This window comes from Pseudomonas sp. LBUM1649 (assembly GCF_059716155.1).
Genome location: NZ_CP166807.1, coordinates 322358 through 342466 on the forward strand (window position 1 = coordinate 322358; position 20109 = coordinate 342466).

Here is a 20109-nt window from a genome sequence, read left to right on the forward strand (position 1 = left end):
TGCCAACAATAGTCCTCGCACCGCGTATGAACAATCCATCACGTTTCCTGATGAAGCCGCTCTTCAACCACCGCCCGCTCTCGATCCAGTTCTGCACGTAACTCTTCCTCGCTCGGCAGTACCAGTTGGTATTTGCTGGCAAACAATTGTTCGTTGCCCTCCAGCACTGAGTAACGCACGACGGACTCATCCTTTTGCGCGCAGAGAATGATGCCAACGGTAGGGCTGTCTTCTTCTCCGCGCTTGAGGTCGTCATACATGCGTACGTACATGTCCATCTGGCCCACATCCTGATGGGTCAGTTCACCACGCTTGATATCGAAGATGACGAAACACTTGAGCAGGTAGTTGTAAAACACCAGATCGATGTAGAAGTCCTTGCTGTCGGTGCTGATTCGCTGTTGACGGGCGATGAAGGCAAAGCCCTTGCCCAGTTCGAGCAGGAAGCCCTGCAATTGTTCGATCAGTGCCTGTTCGATCTCGCTTTCCTGAAGCCTGCCGGCACTGGGCAAGCCAAGGAATTCCAGCACAACCGGGTCTCGGATGAAATCCCGAGGGCTGGCCTTCATTTGCTGAACATTGGTGGTTGCTTCCTTCCTGACGGCGCCGCGATCGCGGCTTGCCAAAAGGCGTTCGTAGTACAGGGTATTGATCTGGCGCTCCAACGCTCGGCTTGACCAGTTTTGCGTAGCAGACTCGTTCATGTACCACAGGCGGGCGCTATCGTTGTCGACCCGGAGCAGCCTGCGATAGTGGGTCCAGCTCAATTCGTGACGCAGTGCGTCACAAATTGGGAACGCTTGATAGAACAGGCGCATATAACGAAGGTTGGAGGCGTCAAAGCCCTTGCCAAATTCCGCTGTCAGTACCTTGGCCAAGGTCGAAAGCAATTGTTTTCCATAGCCCGCCCGCCGAGCCCCTTCCTGCTCGAACTCGACAATGTGCCGACCGATCTGCCAGCAGGTTTGCACTTGAATGGTATCGACCGCGCGCAACACCTTCTGTCGTGCCTGGCGGATCAACTCACCAAGATTGCCAAGCAGTGAGGTGATTTGTGGATCTTGTGTGTCATTGGGTATGAGGGCGCTCATGAACTCTTCTGCGACTGGCTGAACAGGCACAAGAGAATGGCAAGAGAGTATGGGTCGCTGATGCAGGGCGCCGCTGAGAAACCCGAAGGATTTGCCGGTTTCGTTGGCAGGAGCGAGCTGATAGCTGTGAAGGGCCGCGGATCGATTCACGTAGTACGTTTCGCAGTGGCTCCAAGTACAAATTGTTCTAAAACACGACGACTGCGCCAGAAATCACAATTAGGTAAACGATTGGGCTCCGTAGAGCCCGGGAGTCGTCATCATGAAATATGTCCAGTCCCTGTTTGTCGCTGTCGGAGTGTTGATGTTTCCGGTCATGCTGCAGGCCGCCAGTCTTGAGCCGATCGACAATTCGGCTGTGCAGGTTCAACGACAAGAACAAAATGGAGTTGCCTACCTGTCCGGCGGTATCGGTGAGGATGAGGCGAAGGCAATCCAGCAAGCCACGGGCTACAACCTGCACATGACGTTCTCCGTCGGTGTCGAGAACAAATACGTTCCGGATGTCGATGTGGTCATTCATAACGCGCAGGGGCAAAGCGTGTTGACCCTGACTCAGGCGGGTCCGCTGGTGTACGTCCAGCTGCCTCCTGGCAAGTACACGGTCGTTGCAACGCGTGCTGGTGAGGAGCGGCGTGATACCACGGATGTTGGCACGGGTACTGCGCGCAATCTGGTTTTTCACTGGAGCGGTGGTGAATAGCCGTGTCGTAAAAAACTGAATCTTACCAACTGCTCCAGACCCTCGCCGCTACCCAGTTTTTTCTTGGGGACCGAGCATATTTTTACTATTTTTCCTCGCCGCGAGTGAGGAGCATCATCCTGCGAAACCAATAATAACTGACCGTATCAGCGGTCGGCATGGGAGTAGCGTGTGCTCGATCTCAACTACTGGCAGCAGCGGGCTGCCCGCCAAACCTTCATTGAAAATGCGTTGATCGGAGGGCAGCAGGTCGCGTGCGCCTCGGGTGCGACTTTCGAGGTGATCAATCCGGCAACCAACCAGCTGCTGGCATGTGTCACCGCATGCGTCGAAGACGAAGTGAACCTCGCAGTACGCTCGGCTCGCCAGGCGTTCGAAGAGGGGCCGTGGGCTCGCATGGCCCCGGTGGAACGCAAGAAGATCCTGATCAGACTCTCCGAACTGCTCCTGGCCAACCGCGAGGAGCTGGCACTGCTCGACTCGCTGAGCATGGGCAAGCCGGTCATGGATGCCTACAACATCGATGTACCTGGCGCGGCCCATGTGTTCGCCTGGTACGGTGAAGCCCTGGACAAGGTCTACGACCAGGTCGCCCCTACCGCGCGCAATGCCCTCGCCACCATCACTCGCGAGGCTCTGGGGGTGGTTGCCGCCGTGGTGCCATGGAATTTCCCGCTGGACATGGCTGCCTGGAAGCTCGCCCCGGCATTGGCTGCCGGTAATAGCGTGGTCCTCAAGCCCGCCGAGCAGTCGCCATTCTCTGCCTTGCGCCTGGGTCAGTTGGCGCTCGAAGCCGGCATACCGAAAGGGGTACTGAATGTTGTCCCGGGCCTGGGCGAAAGCGCCGGCAAGGCCCTGGGACTGCATCCTGATGTGGACTGCCTGGTATTCACCGGCTCGACCCAGGTCGGCAAGTACTTCATGCAGTACTCGGCGCAGTCCAACCTCAAACAGGTCTGGCTGGAGTGCGGCGGCAAGAGCCCGAACCTGGTCTTCGAAGACTGCCAGGACCTGGATCTGGCTGCGGAAAAAGCCGCGTTCGGCATTTTCTTTAACCAGGGCGAGGTCTGCTCGGCCAACTCCCGGCTCTACGTGCAACGTTCTATCTACGATGAATTCGTCGAGCGCCTGATCGCCAAGGCTCGGGCCTGGATGCCTGGTGATCCGCTGGACCCTGAAAGCAGGGCCGGTGCGATCGTGGATAGCGAGCAAGCCGCCCGCATCATGAAGGCGATCGAGCAAGCACGTGGTCAAGGCGCGAAACTCCTGGCAGGCGGCGAACGCCTGACGATCAATGGATCTTCGAACTTCATCCAGCCGACGATTTTCGGTGGCGTGGGTAGAAATATGAGCCTGGCGCGTGATGAGGTTTTCGGTCCGGTGTTAGCCATCAGTGCCTTCGACTCCGAAGAAGAGGCGATTCAGTTGGCCAACGACAGCATCTACGGTCTCGCCGCTTCAGTCTGGAGCGATGACCTGAACCGCGCTCATCGTGTGGCCAGGGCATTGAAGGCCGGGACTGTCTCGGTCAACACCATGGATGCACTGGATGTCGCCATTCCTTTCGGTGGCGGCAAGCAGTCCGGCTTCGGGCGCGATCTTTCCCTCCATTCGTTCGACAAGTACACGCAACTTAAAACCACCTGGTTCCAGCTTCGTTAAGGCCGCTTCCCTCGGCCACGTCGCAAGGTGTGGCAGGGAAAATCCATCTGCACGCACTCCCCGGAGTGGCGTGCTTTTCCTGCTTGCGGGGCAGCTGGGGCGGTCATTCAACACCCTTTGGTCGACTCACCCTAACGGGTGATATCGGCAGTTTTCCGAGCGTGGGAACATCATTTCAACCCCGGCACCATTAACCTTGTGTCGCTCCCAACCGTTTTTTTTGGCGAGTCTTTGAAGTGGAAAACGATCGGTTTGTTTCTGCGCAATGGTTCGAACAGATGGCCAAGGTGACCGAGAGTATCGGTCAACCGGGATTCACCGCGACGCTGTTCGAAACCCTGGGCTGTATCTGGCCCATTCAGGCGACGACGCTGTACCAGTATCCGCATGGCGGTATGCCCAGCGCGCTGTTCGAACTTGACGGCCCCTGGCTGCCGCAAGGCAATGTGCGCCAGTACCTGTCCGGGTTCTATCTGCTCGACCCGTTCTACGGTGCCTGTGTGGAAGGCTTCAGCTCCGGTTGCTACGATCTCGCTGAGGTCGCTCCCGACCACTTCGAACTCAGCGAGTACTACCAATCGTTCTATCGGCACTCGCACCTGCAAGATGAGTTGAACTACATCCTGCAGTCTTCTCCCGGGCTGAGCCTGGCTGTCTCACTGGCGTTCACGGAAAAACTGGACGCCGCTACGACGCAGCAGTTCAAGCGCATGGCACCCTGGGTCCTGACCTTGCTGGGTAAGCATTTTGTCGGCCTGGACACGCGCGGCGCTCGCTTCGAAAACCAGTTGGAGCAGCGCATCCACTCGGCACTGAATAACTTCGGCTCGTCGATTCTGACCGAGCGCGAATGCCGAATCGCCCAACTGATCCTGCGTGGCCATTCGACCCGCTCCCTGGCCGAGCGCCTCGGGGTATCGGAAGACACCATCAAATCTCACCGCAAAAACGTCTACTGCAAGCTCGACATCGGCACGCAATCGGAATTGTTTTCACTGTTTATCGATTCGTTGGCCGAAGCCCAGGGCGTGCTCAGCAAAGACCCTCTTGAAAGCTACATGAGCAAGACCCGCTGAGCGGACTTGCTATCCCTCGCGTGACTACCAACAAAAGAGAAAAAAGCCATGAATGCACCCTTCGAACCGAAACGGCAGACTCAGGATTATCAGAAGTCCGATGCAGCCCACCATATCCATGCGTTTGTGGATCAAAAGGCGCTCAATGCCGAAGGGCCTCGAGTGATTGTCCGCGGCGAGGGACTGTATCTCTGGGACAACGACGACAAGCGTTACCTGGATGGCATGTCGGGCCTGTGGTGCACCCAGCTCGGCTATGGTCGCAAGGACCTGACCGCCGCGGCTGCTGCGCAGATGAACCAGTTGCCGTACTACAACATGTTCTTCCACACCACCCACCCCTCGGTGATCGAGCTGTCCGAGCTGCTGTTCAGTCTCCTGCCGGGCCACTACAGCCACGTCATTTACACAAACTCCGGCTCCGAAGCGAACGAGGTGCTGATCCGTACCGTGCGCCGTTACTGGCAGGTCGTCGGCAAGCCACAGAAGAAGATCATGATCGGCCGTTGGAACGGTTATCACGGCTCGACCCTGGCGGCCACTGCGCTGGGCGGGATGAAGTTCATGCACGAGATGGGTGGCCTCATTCCGGACATCGCGCACATCGATGAGCCTTACTGGTACGCCCAGGGCGGCGATCTGACCCCGGCCGAGTTCGGTCGTCGCTGTGCCTTGCAACTGGAAGAGAAAATTCTTGAACTGGGTGCCGAAAATGTCGCGGGCTTTATCGCCGAGCCCTTCCAGGGCGCTGGCGGCATGATCTTCCCGCCTGAGAGCTACTGGCCGGAAATCCAGCGCATCTGCCGACAATACGATGTGCTGCTGTGTGCCGATGAAGTGATCGGTGGCTTCGGTCGCACGGGCGAGTGGTTCGCCCACCAGTACTTCGGTTTCGAGCCGGACACCCTGTCGATCGCCAAGGGCCTGACCTCCGGTTATGTGCCGATGGGTGGCCTGGTGCTGGGCAAGCGCATTGCCGATGCGCTGGTCGAGGAGGGCGGCGTCTTCGCCCACGGCCTGACCTATTCCGGACACCCGGTCGCGGCCGCGGTGGCGCTCGCCAACCTCAAGGCACTGCGTGATGAAGGCATCGTTCGCCAGGTGAAGGAGGATACCGGGCCGTACTTGCAGCAGATTCTGCGCGAGGTGTTCGGCAACCACCCGATGATCGGCGAGATCCAGGGCGCGGGCCTCGTCGCGGCCTTGCAGTTCGCCGAGGACAAGGCTACGCGCAAACGCTTCGACAAAGAAAGCGACCTGACCTGGCAGTGCCGCACCTTTGGTTTTGAAGAGGGCGTGATCATTCGCTCGACCCTGGGCCGCATGATCATGGCGCCGGCACTTGTGGCAACGCGCTTCGAGCTGGATGAGCTGGTTGAAAAGACCCGCATCGCGGTTGACCGCACTGCACGGATCGCGGGAAAGCTCTGAACTCATCTGTGAGCCAACCCATGCTTGGGGTGGTGATCGACACCGTTTCATCGCCCTGCGTGCATATCGATTGAACATGAGGCTGCCGGACATTGGGCAGCCCACCCTTCAGCAGATCATTCACTAACGGTATCCGTTCTTCGGATACCGCAGCGTCCTGCATTCAAATTTTCAGGAGTCAGCAATGAATACAATAACAAGCGTGGCCGATACTCCTTCCCATCACTTGCCGTCGGAATCGGATTCGCCTGGCAGGTTTCGACAATCCCTGGGTCTCACCGCTCTGGTCCTCTTCGGCCTGGCGTACATGGTCCCGCTGGCGGTGTTCACCACCTATGGCATGGTGACCCAGATGACCAAGGGCCACTTGCCTACCGCCTACCTGCTGACCCTCGCCGCCATGCTGCTGACCGCTTACAGCTACGGACGCATGGTGCAGGCGCATCCGTATTCGGGATCTGTGTACTCCTATACGCGTAAGGCCTTTGGTACCTACTTTGGCTTTATGGCGGGCTGGACCTTGTTGCTGGACTATATCTTCCTGCCGCTGCTCAGTTATCTGCTGATCGGCATCTACATGTCCGAATACTTCCCCGCGGTTCCCGCTGCGGTGTGGGTGATTGGCTCCATTGCTCTGGTGACCTTCCTCAACCTGATCGGCATCGAATCCATCACCCGGGTCAACTTGTTACTCGTTGTTGTCCAGTTGGTCTTCATCGTAGTGTTCGTTGCGTTGTCGATCCACAACCTGGGGGATCAGTCAGAGCCGGTTTCGCTGCTCGCACCCTTCCACCATGAGGGCTTCAGCGTCCCGCTGATCATGACCGGCGCGGCTGTCCTCTGCCTGTCCTTTCTCGGCTTCGACGCCGTGTCGACCATGGCCGAAGAGACACCCAACCCGCGGCGTCTCATCCCCCTTGCCATCATGGTGGTGAGCCTGTTCGGTGGCCTGCTGTTTGTCGTCGTTTCGTATTTCGCCCAAATGGTCTATCCGCAATGGAACACCTTTGCCGACCCGGACTCGGCGTCGCTGGACGTCATGCGCCGCGTGGGTGGTGAACTGCTGGTGACCGCCTTTACCGCCACCTATGTGGCCGGATGTTTTGCCTCGGCGATGGTCTCCCAGGCCAGCGTATCCCGGGTGCTGTTCGCCATGGGCCGGGATGGCGCGCTGCCTCGAGTGTTCGGCAGGCTGGTCTCGAAGAAGCGGGTGCCGGCCATCGCGATCATGCTGGTCAGCATGATCTCGCTGATTGCGCTGTTCATCACCCTGGAAACCGTTGCCAACATGATCAGCTTCGGCGCGCTCTTCGCGTTCTCGGCGGTGAATCTGGCGGTCATCAAGCATTACCTGGTCGACCAGAAGCTGCGCGGCGTCCGGAACTGCCTGGTATACGGCGCGGTGCCGGCCTTGGGGTTCCTCAGCACCATTTGGCTGTGGACCAGCCTGTCCAGCATGTCGTTCATGATTGGCCTGTGCTGGATGGGGCTGGGGCTCATTTGTTTGCTGGGCGTTACGCGTGGGTTCCGAGTGAAGCTGCCGGAGTTGCAGATGGCGGAGTGATCAGGCTGCTGAGGCCGGACTGCTCCCGCCGTCCCTCGTGATCGCCCACCAGGCTTTCACGGGGGAGCTTGCAAGGTAACAAACCATAGAAAGCAAAAAACCCGCACTAGGCGGGTTTCTTGTGTGCTTTCAGGTGTGCTTGGCATCACCTGAAAACGAAAGGTGGTGCCCAGAGACGGAATCGAACCGCCGACACGGGGATTTTCAATCCCCTGCTCTACCGACTGAGCTATCTGGGCAACGGGGCGCATTAAACTGGTTTTTCAGGGGGTCGTCAAGCAAGTTATCAAAAAAATTTAATTATTACCGTCGCTTACGATCCGACCCCCGATTTTACGGACTTACTCGGCAGGCGGAACGTAGCCTTCGGCCTTGGCGTATTCCTCGCCGGAGAAGAACTTGTCCATCTCGCCCTGAAGATATTTACGGTCTTCGGCGTTCATCATGTTCAAGCGCTTTTCGTTGATCAGCAGGGTCTGGTGTTTTTGCCAGTCGGCCCAGGCCTTGGCCGAGACGTGTTCAAAAATGTCCTGGCCTTTGGCACCCGGGAATGGAGCGCGCTCCAGGGCGGGCAATTCTTCTTTGTACTTGCGGCACATGATGGTGCGGGTCATGACGACTCTCCTGCGTTCAATACGGCGGCCGCGCGTTCGAGCAAGGTTTTGACCGGGGCGGCAAGGCCCAGGCGCGGCGGGGTGGCGAGGTTATACCAGAGCCAGTCGGCCTCGGCCACGTGATGGCCGGCCTCCCGGACCTGAACCAGCCAGGGTTCGATGGATAACTGGAAATGGCTGAAGGTGTGCACCAGGCTCGGCAGTGCCTGCGGGTTGCCCAGCTGCAGCGAGTGCTGCGAGGCGAGGTGTTGCAGGTCGTCGAGGTCATCGAGTTCCGGCAAGCTCCATAAACCGCCCCACAGGCCCGTGGAAGGGCGGCGGTAAAGCAAGATCGCACCTTCGGCATTGGCGAGCATCGGCATCAGCGTGCGTTTCTGCGGGATGGCTTTGCGTGGCTTGGGAATCGGGTAGCGGGTTTCCAGGCCGAGCATGTGCGCTTCACAGCCCTTTTCCAGCGGGCAGAGCAGGCAGCTCGGCTTGCTGCGGGTGCAGAGCGTGGCGCCCAGGTCCATCATCGCCTGGGTGTAGGCGTTGACCCGATCGTGCGGCGTAAAGCGCTCAGCGTTCGCCCAGAGCTGTTTGGCGACCTTCGGCTCGCCAGGGTAGCCCTCTTGTGCGGTAAAGCGCGCCAGCACGCGTTTGACGTTGCCGTCGAGGATTGGCGCGCGCAGGCCCATGCTGATGCTGGCGATCGCGCCGGCCGTGGACAGGCCGATGCCGGGCAGGTCGGTAAGTTTTTCCACGTCCCGGGGAAATTCACCGCCGTACTGCTCGACGACGATCTTCGCGGTCTTCTGCAGATTGCGCGCGCGGGTGTAGTACCCCAGGCCCGTCCACAGGTGCAGCACTTCGTCCTCGGGCGCCGCGGCCAGGGCTTCGACCGTCGGCAGCGAAGCCATGAACCGGTCGAAGTAATTCAGTACGGTGCTGACCTGGGTTTGCTGCAACATGATTTCCGAGACCCACACCCGATAAGGGGTGATGCCCTGTTGCCAGGGCAAATCGTGACGGCCGTGGCGGTCGAACCAGTCCAGCACCGCCGATGAAAACTGCTCGGCTCTCATCGCTTGAACAGCCCCTTGAGTGCGTCCTTGAGTTCCGGGCTGACCTTGTCGCCCAGTTTCTCGTCGATTTTTTCGCTGATGCGCTCGCCCGCCATTTTGCTCGCGACCTGACCCATGCGTTCGTTGTCCAGGCGACAGGCCTTGGCGCCGAGCTCCAGCGGACCGCGGCAACGCAGCGGCCACTGGATGCCGACAAATTTCTCGCCCACCTGGCAGGCCGGGTCCGGCATGTCGCTCTTGTCACCTTCGACAATGATGCCCACGCGGTAATCCATGCCCAGGACCCGAAGGTCGACATCGCCGTCGCCGTTGACGGTCATGCCTGGGATACGCACTTTCAGGTCCGGGTTGCTCGCGACACCGTTTCGAAAGGTCAGGTTGCCCTTGAGCTCCTGGAATGGTGTGTCCTTGCCACGAGGCTCGCCGCTGAGGGCCTTGCGGTTGAGCGTGGCGATGCCTTTGCACAACTGTTGTTCGAGGTTGGCATTGAGCAGCACGCCATTGTTGATAACGAAACTGGCGTTGCCGTTAAGGGTTTCAATCAGCGCTTTCTGGCTGTTGCCGCTACCGGTGAGGGTGCTGTTGAGCGTTACCAGGCCCTTGACCGGTGGTTCCTTGCCCTGGCTTTCGAGGATTTTTTCCGCTGGCACCTGGCTGATCTGCGTCTGCATATTCAACACCGGTGCCTGCTGGCGCACATCGAGGGTGCCTTTGGCTTCGAAGTTGCCCTCGTACAGATCGCCGCGCAGGCTCGTCAGCGTCAACAATCCGCCCTGGCCGTTGGCCTTGAGTACAGCGTTGTGGATCGGCAGTTTTTCCAGGGTCAACTGGCCGAAGGTCAGGTCGGCGTCTACATCCAGCTTGTTCAGGCGTTCCACCGGCAGCAGGCGTTCGTTGCTCCACGCTTCCTTGGTTGGGGATTGCGGCAGCGGTGTGCTGCCGGCCCCGGCCATGGCATCGGCTTCGGTGCTGGCGACTTCGGCCTGACGCACTTGCTTGGCACTGTTGGCCTCGGCCGACTTCGGCGCCAGGTAACGGTCGACGTTGAAGGTGTCAGCCTTGAGGGTTGCGCGCAGAGATTGCTTGGCAAAGTCCTCGACGGCGATGCGACCACTGAAGGTGCTGTCGTCGACTTTCAGGTTGATGTCATCCAGCGTGAGACTGGAGGGCGTGCCGGCCAGGCGTGTGGCCAGTTCGACCTTACTCAGGCTGCCTTCGGCCATCGCCGGGAGTTTCTGGCCGATGCTGTCGACGAATTTCGCCAGGTCGAACTGGGCAATCGACAGACCTCCATTGACCTGCGGGGTCTTGTCGAGGTCATTGACCTTCAGCTCACCCAGCGCTCGCAGTTGGTTGGCGGAGACCTTGATCCCGGTCCATTCGGCGACGTTGGCAGCCTTGTCCAGCAGCAACTGCCCCTGGGCGGCAAAGGTCATGGTCTTGCCTTGCAGCGGATCACCGGCGACTTCACCGGACAGCTTCATGTCTTCCAGCTTGTAGCGCTGCAACGCGCGCTCGAAACGCAATTCGCCGCTGAGCTCGGTTCGCACCCGCAGAACCGGCTGGTTGGTGCCCAGGAATGCGGTGAGTTTGACCGGGATATTGGTGGAGTCGTGCACCGGGCCGGTGCTGAGCTGAATGCTTTCGGCGCTGAATAGCTTGCCGGTTTTTTCGTCGCTGTATTCAACGCGGGCGTTGTTGACGGTCAGGCTGTCGATGTCCAGGCGCATTGGCTGGGCCGGTTTTTCCGCCTGGGCGGTGGTTGGTGGCTCAGGTTCGCTGGTGGAGTCGACAGGCGTGGCCGTGGTTGCAGGCTTGGGCACCTTCCCGATGTCTTCCCAGTTGCCGTGGCCATCCTTGTCGCGGTTAAGACGCAGGTTCAGGCCTTCGACGCGCACATCGCTCATCTGCACCTCACGGCGCAGCAATGGCAGCACGCGGACCGACAGGCCGAGCATCTGCAGGTCGGCGAACGGCTCGGCGGGCTTGGCCAGGGTGGCGACCGCCGCATCGTGCAGTTCCAGGCCCAGCCACGGGAACAGGCTCCAGCCGATATCGCCATTGAGCGTCAGCTCGATGTGAGCCTTGTCGCGGGCTATCTGGCGTATCTCGTTTTTGTAGTCGTTGGGATCGAAGAGGTGGGTCAGGGCGAAGCCCAACGCCACTACGATCAGCAACAGCCCGAGAAGTACCAGACCCAGGATTTTGCCGAACGCTTTCATGGGCGAGTCCTTGTAGTTAGTCGAATTCGAAATTTAGCCGGGGAGTATAGCGCTCCGCGGCGAGTGACCGGGCAGATCACTGGCTGTATTCAGGATCAGTACCGAAGAAGACGTTGTTCAGCAGTTCGACAATGATCGAAAGGGAGCACGTGAACGTGGCGTGGAAAACTCCACAATTCTGCCTGGTATGGCTGGTGCTGTGCCTGAACGTTTCGGCAGGTATCGGCATCCTCGGTATGGCATCGCCACTGTTGCAGGAAGTGTTTGCCGGCAAGTTGCTGGGCAATGACCTGACATTTGGTCAACTGGACGCCTCGCAACTGTCCTCGATTGCAGCGATCGCCGCCGGGTTCACCGGTCTGTTGAGCCTGTTCAATATCGGTGGGCGGTTCTTCTGGGCTTCGTTCTCGGACTACCTGGGTCGCAAAAATACCTACTTCGTGTTCTTTGCCCTGGGCTTTGCGCTGTATGCATTGATCCCGAACCTCGGTCATTTGGGCAACATTGCGCTGTTCGTGGCGGCGTTCTGCATCATCCTGTCGATGTACGGCGGTGGTTTTGCGACGGTCCCTGCTTACCTGGCGGACCTGTTCGGCACTCAAATGGTCGGCGCGATTCACGGTCGCCTGCTGACGGCGTGCGCGGCGGCGGGCGTGCTGGGTCCGGTGCTGGTGAACTATTTGCGTGAATATCAGCTGAGCATCGGCGTTGAACGGGCGGCGGCTTACGACATCACGCTGTATATCCTGGCGGGTCTGCTGGTGCTGGGCTTCATCTGCAACCTGCTGGTGCGCCCGGTGGCCGACAAGTACTTCATGACCGACGCCGAGCTGGCCGCCGAACAGGCGCTGGGCCATGACAAAGGGGCTGATAGCAGCACCGTGCTGGAGTGGAAAGCCGATGCTGGCACCAAGCCGCTGGCGGTGGCTGCCTGGCTGGTGGTGGGTATTCCGTTGGCGTGGGGTGTTTGGGTGACTCTGCAGAAGACGGCAGTCCTCTTCCACTAAAACACAATGTGCCCGATCGCTCGGGCACACCGCCCCCCTGTAGGAGCATGGCTTGCCCGCGATGGCGGTGTGCCTGGCTAACCGCGTTATCGTTCATCGCGAGCCAGCTTTGCTCCTACATGTCATTACAGGTCTATCACTGGCGATACTTGATTCACTCCGTCAGTGATATCACCTCCCGTGTTTCTGTTTCGCGCTCGCGCCCCTATAATGGTTGCCTTTTTCGCCCAATGATTTTGCGGAGCTGGTGATGGCCGAACGTATGGCGTCAGTCGAGCGCGACACTCTGGAAACCCAGATCAAAGCCTCGATCAACCTGGATGGCACCGGAAAGGCCCGATTTGATATCGGTGTACCTTTTCTTGAGCACATGCTCGACCAGATCGCCCGTCACGGGCTGATCGACCTGGATATCGTCAGCAAAGGCGACCTGCATATCGATGACCACCACACCGTGGAAGACGTCGGTATCACCTTGGGTCAAGCGTTCACCAAAGCCATCGGCGACAAGAAAGGCATCCGGCGCTACGGCCACGCCTACGTGCCGCTCGATGAAGCGCTGTCGCGCGTGGTGATCGACTTCTCCGGCCGTCCTGGCCTGCAGATGCATGTTCCGTACACCCGCGCCACCGTCGGCGGTTTCGATGTTGACCTGTTCCAGGAGTTCTTCCAGGGCTTCGTCAACCACGCCAACGTCACCCTGCACATCGACAACCTGCGTGGGCACAACACCCACCACCAGATCGAAACCGTGTTCAAGGCTTTCGGCCGCGCGCTGCGCATGGCTGTGGAGCTCGATGACCGCATGGCCGGGCAAATGCCTTCGACCAAGGGCGTCCTGTAATGCAGACAGTTGCGGTTATCGATTACGGCATGGGCAACCTGCACTCGGTGGCCAAGGCCCTCGAGCACGTCGGTGCCGGCAAGGTCCTGATCACCAGCGATGCGAACGTGATTCGCGAAGCTGACCGGGTGGTTTTCCCTGGTGTTGGCGCGATCCGCGATTGCATGGCAGAGATTCGTCGCCTGGGCTTCGATTCGCTGGTGCGTGAAGTCAGCCAGGATCGTCCATTCCTCGGCATCTGCGTCGGCATGCAGGCCTTGCTCGAGCGCAGCGAAGAGAACGACGGCGTCGACTGCATCGGCCTGTTCCCGGGCCAAGTGAAGTTCTTCGGCAAGGATCTTGTCGAGGATGGCGAACACCTGAAAGTCCCGCACATGGGCTGGAACGAAGTGAAGCAGAAGGTGAGTCACCCGCTGTGGCACGATATTCCGGACATGGCGCGGTTCTACTTCGTGCACAGCTACTACATCGCCGCCAGCAATGCGCGGCAGGTGGTCGGTGGCGGTCACTACGGGGTCGATTTTGCCGCAGCGCTGGCCGAAGGCTCGCGTTTCGCGGTGCAGTTCCATCCGGAGAAAAGCCATACCCATGGCCTGCAGTTGCTGCAGAACTTCGCCGCGTGGGACGGTCGCTGGTAAATGGCCGTCAAGAAGAAGCCGCCGATCCTGACTCTCACTCCTGAACAGGAAAGCGAGGCCAATCGCAAGATCAAGCGCTTCATGGAGGATCGCTTCGAACTGGACCTGGGTTCGTTCGAAGCGGCCGAAATCCTTGAGCTGTTTACCCGCGAAATTGCTCCGCACTATTACAACAGGGCGATTTTCGATGTGCAGGCGCACCTCAAAGAGAGGTTCGAAAGCATCGAAAGCGACTTGTGGGCGCTCGAGAAAAACTGATTCCCGAGCCAAGCTAACATTCGAATTTGAAGGTTTGCCAGATGCTGATTATTCCCGCTATCGATCTTAAAGACGGTGCCTGTGTACGTCTGCGCCAGGGCCGCATGGAAGATTCCACAGTGTTCTCCGATGACCCGGTGAGCATGGCTGCCAAGTGGGTGGAGGGCGGTTGCCGTCGTCTGCATCTGGTCGACCTGAACGGCGCCTTCGAAGGCCAGCCGGTCAACGGCGAAGTGGTCACCGCCATCGCCAAGCGCTACCCGAACCTGCCGATCCAGATCGGCGGCGGCATCCGTTCCCTGGAAACCATCGAGCACTACGTGAAAGCGGGCGTGAGCTACGTGATCATCGGCACCAAAGCCGTGAAAGACCCGGCCTTCGTTGCCGAAGCCTGCCGCGCGTTCCCGGGCAAGGTGATCGTTGGCCTGGACGCCAAGGACGGCTTCGTCGCCACCGATGGCTGGGCTGAAATCAGCACCATTCAAGTAATCGACCTGGCCAAGCAGTTCGAGGCTGATGGCGTGTCCGCGATCGTTTATACCGACATCGCCAAAGACGGCATGATGCAGGGTTGCAACGTGCCGTTCACCGCCGCGCTGGCTGCTGCCACGAAGATCCCGGTGATCGCTTCCGGCGGTATCCACAATCTGGGTGACATCAAGACGCTGCTCGACGCCAAGGCGCCAGGCATTATCGGCGCGATCACCGGCCGCGCGATCTACGAAGGCACCCTCGACGTCGCTGAAGCGCAAGCTTTCTGCGATTCATACAAAGGCTGAGGACTGACCATGGCGCTGGCCAAACGCATCATCCCTTGCCTGGACGTGGACAACGGCCGGGTCGTCAAAGGTGTGAAGTTCGAGAACATCCGCGATGCAGGCGACCCTGTGGAGATCGCCCGTCGCTATGACGAGCAGGGTGCCGACGAGATTACTTTCCTCGACATCACCGCCAGCGTCGACGGTCGCGATACCACGCTGCATACCGTCGAGCGCATGGCCAGCCAGGTGTTTATCCCGCTGACCGTGGGCGGTGGCGTGCGCACCGTGCAGGACATCCGCAACCTGCTCAATGCCGGAGCGGACAAGGTCTCGATCAACACCGCGGCAGTGTTCAATCCGGAATTCGTCGGTGAAGCGGCGCAGCACTTCGGTTCGCAGTGCATCGTGGTTGCCATTGATGCGAAGAAGGTCTCGGGACCTGGCGAAACCCCGCGCTGGGAAATCTTCACCCACGGCGGTCGCAAGCCAACCGGCCTCGACGCCGTCGAATGGGCGAAGAAGATGGAAGGCCTGGGTGCCGGTGAAATCCTGCTGACCAGCATGGATCAGGACGGTATGAAAAATGGCTTCGACCTGGGCGTCACCCGCGCCATCAGCGATGCATTGGGCATTCCGGTGATCGCTTCCGGTGGTGTCGGCAACCTGCAGCACCTGGCCGATGGCATTCTCGAAGGCCACGCCAGTGCAGTGTTGGCGGCGAGTATTTTTCACTTCGGCGAATACACCGTGCAGGAGGCCAAGGCGTATATGGCCCACCGTGGAATTGTGATGCGTTGAACAAACCGTTGCAGGCCAGTGGACATCATGGCGGGCTCAGGGCACTCTTGAGTACGCCATGGATTTCGGTAGCCAGACATGTTTAAACGCATTCTTCTTGTCCTCGCCAGCGCTTCCTTGTTGCTCATCAGTAGCGCTCGCGCTGCAGAAAGCTCCGCCACGGAACTGGTGTTGCTAACGGAAAACTTCCCACCGTACAACATGGCCAAGAACGGCAAGAACTTCGCTCAGGACGAGAACATCAATGGCATCGCCGTGGACATCGTCCGCGAGATGTTCAAGCGCGCCGACATCACCTATAGCCTGACCCTGCGTTTCCCTTGGGAGCGTGTCTACAAACTCGCACTGGAAAACCCCGGTTACGGAGCATTCGTGATGGCGCGTTTGCCGGACCGCGAGCGGCTTTTCAAGTGGGTCGGGCCAATCGGTCCGGATGACTGGATCATGCTGGCCAAGGCTGACAGTAAAATCTCCCTCGAAACCCTGGAGGACGCGCGAAAGTACAGGATTGGTGCTTACAAGGGCGACGCCATTGCCATGACTTTGGCTAAGCAGGGCTTGAAGCCGATTGTGGTGCTGCGCGACCAGGATAATGCGAAGAAGCTGATCAATGGCCAGATTGACCTGTGGGCCACCGGCGACCCGGCCGGGCGCTATCTTGCGCGCCAGGACGGGGTAAACGGACTCAAGACCGTGTTGCGTTTCAATAGCGCCGAACTGTACCTGGCACTGAACAAGGACGTGCCTGAGGCAACCGTCGCCAAGTTACAGGCTGCGCTGGATCAGATGCGCAAAGACGGCATGGTCGACGAGATCATGGGGCGATATCTGTAGGTGTTGGCAAGTCCAAGACCGGCGACGTGACCTCGGCTTCGCCGTTGGACTCAGAAGAGTACTCGGTCAAGTGAAAGCTGCTGTTATCGGAGTATCCGAAGTTGATGGCCACTTGAGTGCCGTCATTGCGCACAAGATCGAAATGGCTCTGCAGTTGGTACACCGCCATAATCTTGTTTGTCGGAATGAAAGCGACGACTTCTACGTTTGTCGGCGTGAGCCATTCGCGAGTTGACGTTTCAGTGTGGCTGAAATTCTTGTTCAATCGTGCCGAGAATTGTATGGAGTCGACAGGCTCCGTAATCCTGGCCGGCCAAGCGGGCCCCACTTGAACTGAGGTAATGCGAGTGAATATCTCGAGTATCTTGGCGCTCTGGATTCGGGGCGCTCTCCATTTGAAGAATTCCCCCTTTTTGCCAGTGTTATGGCCATAGCCAACGAGGGCATAAACGTCGCTCCTCTCCAATCGGTAGTACGGTGATGTGCTTAATTTTTCGACAGCGGACAGACCGTCGTCTTTTGCCGCGAACCACGGAATGTAGGCGATTTGAGTGGCTTCCAGCGATTCATGTTCTGGGGGCACCTCGTAGGCGGAAAGTATCGGGCCCACAGGTGCGGATTTGATCCGGAGCGCAATCTTCATCCGCAACGAGTAAGCGCAGGGGTGGGTCGTGGGTTTGATAAAGCTGTTGGCCCCGACAAAGGTCCCTGGGGCGAAGTGGATCTCTCCCGCTGGTGCGGGTGGAGGAGCGATAATCCAGGCGCTGAAGTCCTGATTGGTGCCACTGTCCCTGTTGTTCCTGTTGTCCCTGTTGTCCCAGATGCCCGCGCCGACGCTCGAGGCGACCACCAGATCCGTCCGGACGCAACGCACCGAATTGAATGAAGGTTTTACCGAGTCACTAGTGCACACCAACCCCAGGGCCTCATAACCATCAGGGGGGATTGGCCGCCATATCGTGCACTCAGAGGTGCCTGCCGGGTTTGTGATGGCCCAAATCTGTTCAAAATCATCAGGTCGGGCGAGTGCATTGCCTTGCTCCGGGTCTGCACTTGGCAAATCGGCTTCGCAAACAACTGCTACCACTCGTTTCTCGTTGATATTGTCATGTCCGGCAACGGCGACATCACCCAGCGGGAAAAATCCGGGCAACAAATCGGCGGCCGAGGTGGGGCGCCAAAAACTTGCAGGTTTGGAGTTTGAACCCCTGACATCGCAGACCCGATGGAACTCAGTTGTGAAGTTAATCAGCAAGTTGTCGACTTTGATCGACTCCATCGGTGTTGCGACGGATGCCTCGTTTTCGTTGGTCATATTCAATCCAGATAGTTGAGAAGGCGACATGGGGAGTCGCGACCTGTTGCAGGCCTCACTATCCGGAATGGAGATGGGTATGTGGCGGTAACTATTTATCGACTTCGAGCCGGTTATTACCGGTAAACACCGTCTTTACCATGGGCGACCATGGCGCGGTTGCCGCGCACGCTGATCATCTGCTTGATATCAATCCACTCGATACCCTGTGCATTGAGCTTGGGCAATTCCCTCTCCAGCACCGCCAGTGTTTGCGGATAAGGGTGCCCGATCATCACCGCCGAGCCCTGCTTTCGCGCAAGGCTGATTGCCGTCTGTAGCTGGGTGAAGATTGCGGCTTCAGTGCGCTCGTCATCCAGGAATACATCCCGTGAAACACTGGCCAGAGCCGTCTTCTGTGCCTGCTGCGCGGCCACGGTCTGGGCGCTGGTACGGCTGTCGACGAAGAACTTGTGGCGGCGCTGCAAATCCGCCATCAACCAGGCCATCGCGGCCGGTTGAGCGGTCATGCGACTGCCCATGTGGTTGTTGATGCCGGCAGTGTAAGGCACCATTTTGAACGCAGCGTTCAGCCGTTTCTCAAGCTCTTCGATGGGTAGGTCGGGGTGCCAGGCAAAGGGGCCGGTGGCCGGGTCCATGGGCATGTGCAGAATGACGATCTTGCCAGCGCGATGGGCTTCGCGGGCGAATTCGGTGGCGTGAGGGGTGTCGGGCATGATCGCTGCGGTCACCGGGCCAGGCAGGGTCAGCACGCGGCGATCCCGGGGCAGACTCTGCCCCAGGTCATCGATGATCAGGCTGATATAAGCCTTTTGAGGGGCGGACGCTGCGTGAACAACACCCGCCAGGCAACACAACAGCCCCAGGACTAAACGCAGAAGCATCTCAGCGGCCGGACGTGATGCTCAGCCCTTTGAGCAGGCTCAGGGCCTGGGCCAGTTGGTAATCGTCGTCCTGCGGCATCGGCTTGGCCTTGCCGCCGGAACTGCTCGGTTTGTCGGCGCCGCCATTGCCGTTGCCCAGGTGACCCTGCAGATCGGCTTCCTTGAAGTAGTCGCCGTCTTGCTCGTTGGTGATCTTGGCCTTGCGCACTTCGATGTCCGGAACGATGCCCTGGGCCTGGATCGAGCGGCCGTTCGGCGTGTAGTACAGCGCCGTGGTGATCTTCAGTGCGCGTTCGTTGTTCAGCGGCAGCACGGTTTGCACCGAGCCTTTGCCGAAACTGGTAGTGCCCATGACCACTGCGCGTTTCTGGTCCTGCAGGGCGCCGGCGACGATTTCCGAGGCCGAGGCGCTGCCACCGTTGATCAGCGTGACCATTGGCACGGCTTCGCTTTCGTCCTTGCCGGTGGCAGAGAAACGCAATTCGGAGTTAGCGATGCGGCCCTTGGTGTAGACGATCAGGCCCTTGGTGATGAAGTGGTCGACCACTTCCACCGCCGCTTGCAGCACGCCGCCCGGGTTGTTGCGCAAGTCGAGGATGATGCCGTTGAGTTTCTTGCCGTTGTCTTTGCGCAGCTTGGCCAGGGCCTTGGACACTTCTTCGCCGGTCTTGACCTGGAACTGGGTGATGCGGATGTAGCCGTAACCGGACTCGAGCAACTGGCTCTTCACGCTTTTCACTTGAATGATGGCGCGGGCCAGGGTCACATCGAACGGCGTGCCACCGTCGCGTACCAGGGTCAGGGTGATTTTCTGGCCGATCTTGCCGCGCATCTTGTCCACGGCTTCGGTCATGCTCTGGCCACGGGTGGGTTGGCCGTTGATCTTGACGATGAAATCGCCCGCCTGGATGCCAGCCTTGGAGGCCGGTGTGTCATCGATCGGCGACACCACTTTGATGAAGCCGTCCTCGGCGCCGACTTCGATGCCCAGGCCGCCGAATTCGCCGCTGGTGCTTTCCTGCAGTTCAGCGAAGTCTTCAGGTCCCAGGTAGGCGGAGTGCGGGTCAAGGTTGCTGAGCATGCCCTTGATCGCGTTTTCCAGCAGGGTCTTGTCGTCTACCGGTTCGACATACGCGGCCTTGATCCGATCCATGACCTCGGCGAAGGTGCGCAACTCTTCCAGCGGCAATGGCGCCCTGGTGGTTGCGGCAGTGCCCGCAGGCGCGACTGCCGGTGCCGGTTGAGCGGCAAACGCCAGAGGCGCGCCGATCACCAGGGCGATCATCAGGGCCAGAGAGGTAAGGCGGGACAAATGCAGCATGTCGAACGAACTCCTAATGTAG

The 20109-nt window shown here is 59.2% G+C and carries 18 protein-coding genes, 1 tRNA gene and 1 pseudogene; 12 read left to right on the top strand and 8 right to left on the bottom strand.

What is annotated here, in order from left to right:
• Positions 1-38: 38 nt before the first annotated feature.
• Complete coding sequence (locus ACA058_RS01425) at positions 39-1091, bottom strand: PDDEXK nuclease domain-containing protein (RefSeq protein ID WP_497637513.1); 1053 nt, start codon at positions 1089-1091, stop codon at positions 39-41.
• Positions 1092-1353: 262 nt separating this feature from the next.
• Between ACA058_RS01425 and ACA058_RS01430 the strand changes: the two genes are divergently transcribed.
• From ACA058_RS01430 to ACA058_RS01450, 5 genes are all read left to right on the top strand, one after another.
• Complete coding sequence (locus ACA058_RS01430; RefSeq protein WP_497637514.1) at positions 1354-1794, top strand: carboxypeptidase regulatory-like domain-containing protein; 441 nt, start codon at positions 1354-1356, stop codon at positions 1792-1794.
• Positions 1795-1965: 171 nt separating this feature from the next.
• Positions 1966-3456 (top strand): aldehyde dehydrogenase, encoded by a 1491-nt coding sequence (locus tag ACA058_RS01435; RefSeq protein WP_497637515.1) that lies wholly within the window; start codon positions 1966-1968, stop codon positions 3454-3456.
• A 278-nt stretch (positions 3457-3734) separates the two neighbouring features.
• Positions 3735-4532 carry a helix-turn-helix transcriptional regulator gene (locus tag ACA058_RS01440; RefSeq protein WP_497639845.1) on the top strand — a complete coding sequence of 266 codons (798 nt, stop codon included), beginning with the start codon at positions 3735-3737 and terminating at the stop codon, positions 4530-4532.
• 48 nt (positions 4533-4580) lie between these two features.
• Complete coding sequence (locus tag ACA058_RS01445) at positions 4581-5963, top strand: aspartate aminotransferase family protein (protein WP_497637516.1); 1383 nt, start codon at positions 4581-4583, stop codon at positions 5961-5963.
• A gap of 184 nt (positions 5964-6147) precedes the next feature.
• A complete protein-coding gene (locus ACA058_RS01450) occupies positions 6148-7527 on the top strand; it encodes an APC family permease (protein WP_497637517.1) in 1380 nt (459 codons plus the stop codon).
• A 163-nt stretch (positions 7528-7690) separates the two neighbouring features.
• Here ACA058_RS01450 and ACA058_RS01455 read toward each other — a convergent pair.
• The 4 genes from ACA058_RS01455 to ACA058_RS01470 form a co-directional block, all read right to left on the bottom strand.
• A tRNA-Phe gene (locus ACA058_RS01455) sits at positions 7691-7766 on the bottom strand.
• Between the two features lie 102 nt (positions 7767-7868).
• The gene (locus ACA058_RS01460; RefSeq protein ID WP_497637518.1) at positions 7869-8141 is read right to left on the bottom strand and encodes an oxidative damage protection protein; all 273 of its coding nucleotides are present in this window, start codon (positions 8139-8141) and stop codon (positions 7869-7871) included.
• On the bottom strand, positions 8138-9205 hold the full coding sequence (mutY, locus tag ACA058_RS01465; protein WP_497637519.1) for an A/G-specific adenine glycosylase: 1068 nt from the start codon (positions 9203-9205) through the stop codon (positions 8138-8140). Before mutY ends, ACA058_RS01460 begins: the two co-directional genes overlap by 4 nt.
• On the bottom strand, positions 9202-11427 hold the full coding sequence (locus ACA058_RS01470; protein WP_497637520.1) for an AsmA family protein: 2226 nt from the start codon (positions 11425-11427) through the stop codon (positions 9202-9204). Before ACA058_RS01470 ends, mutY begins: the two co-directional genes overlap by 4 nt.
• 140 nt (positions 11428-11567) lie before the next feature.
• Here ACA058_RS01470 and ACA058_RS01475 point away from each other — a divergent pair.
• The 7 genes and pseudogenes from ACA058_RS01475 to ACA058_RS01505 form a co-directional block, all read left to right on the top strand.
• Positions 11568-12434, top strand: a pseudogene (locus ACA058_RS01475) (MFS transporter small subunit); the annotation flags it as partial.
• Between the two features lie 250 nt (positions 12435-12684).
• The gene (gene hisB, locus ACA058_RS01480; RefSeq protein WP_007939452.1) at positions 12685-13278 is read left to right on the top strand and encodes an imidazoleglycerol-phosphate dehydratase HisB; all 594 of its coding nucleotides are present in this window, start codon (positions 12685-12687) and stop codon (positions 13276-13278) included.
• Positions 13278-13916 carry an imidazole glycerol phosphate synthase subunit HisH gene (gene hisH, locus ACA058_RS01485; RefSeq protein ID WP_497637521.1) on the top strand — a complete coding sequence of 213 codons (639 nt, stop codon included), beginning with the start codon at positions 13278-13280 and terminating at the stop codon, positions 13914-13916. The genes hisB and hisH overlap by 1 nt, the downstream gene beginning before the upstream one ends.
• The gene (locus ACA058_RS01490) at positions 13917-14174 is read left to right on the top strand and encodes a DUF2164 domain-containing protein (protein WP_007989200.1); all 258 of its coding nucleotides are present in this window, start codon (positions 13917-13919) and stop codon (positions 14172-14174) included.
• Between the two features lie 41 nt (positions 14175-14215).
• On the top strand, positions 14216-14953 hold the full coding sequence (gene hisA, locus ACA058_RS01495) for a 1-(5-phosphoribosyl)-5-[(5-phosphoribosylamino)methylideneamino]imidazole-4-carboxamide isomerase (RefSeq protein ID WP_007972753.1): 738 nt from the start codon (positions 14216-14218) through the stop codon (positions 14951-14953).
• 9 nt (positions 14954-14962) lie between these two features.
• Positions 14963-15733, top strand: coding sequence for an imidazole glycerol phosphate synthase subunit HisF (gene hisF / locus ACA058_RS01500; protein ID WP_007897430.1), 771 nt, complete (start codon positions 14963-14965; stop codon positions 15731-15733).
• Positions 15734-15811: 78 nt separating this feature from the next.
• A complete protein-coding gene (locus ACA058_RS01505; protein ID WP_497637522.1) occupies positions 15812-16567 on the top strand; it encodes a substrate-binding periplasmic protein in 756 nt (251 codons plus the stop codon).
• Here ACA058_RS01505 and ACA058_RS01510 read toward each other — a convergent pair.
• The 3 genes from ACA058_RS01510 to ACA058_RS01520 all read right to left on the bottom strand — a co-directional run bounded on the left by ACA058_RS01510 (position 16548) and on the right by ACA058_RS01520 (position 20087).
• Positions 16548-17882 (bottom strand): Vps62-related protein, encoded by a 1335-nt coding sequence (locus tag ACA058_RS01510; protein ID WP_497637523.1) that lies wholly within the window; start codon positions 17880-17882, stop codon positions 16548-16550. The two genes, ACA058_RS01505 and ACA058_RS01510, sit on opposite strands and share 20 nt — an antisense overlap.
• A gap of 116 nt (positions 17883-17998) precedes the next feature.
• Entirely contained in the window at positions 17999-18766 is a 768-nt protein-coding gene (locus ACA058_RS01515) for a divergent polysaccharide deacetylase family protein (protein WP_497637524.1), read from the bottom strand.
• A 1-nt stretch (position 18767) separates the two neighbouring features.
• A complete protein-coding gene (locus tag ACA058_RS01520; RefSeq protein WP_497637525.1) occupies positions 18768-20087 on the bottom strand; it encodes a S41 family peptidase in 1320 nt (439 codons plus the stop codon).
• Between the last annotated feature and the right edge of the window lie 22 nt (positions 20088-20109).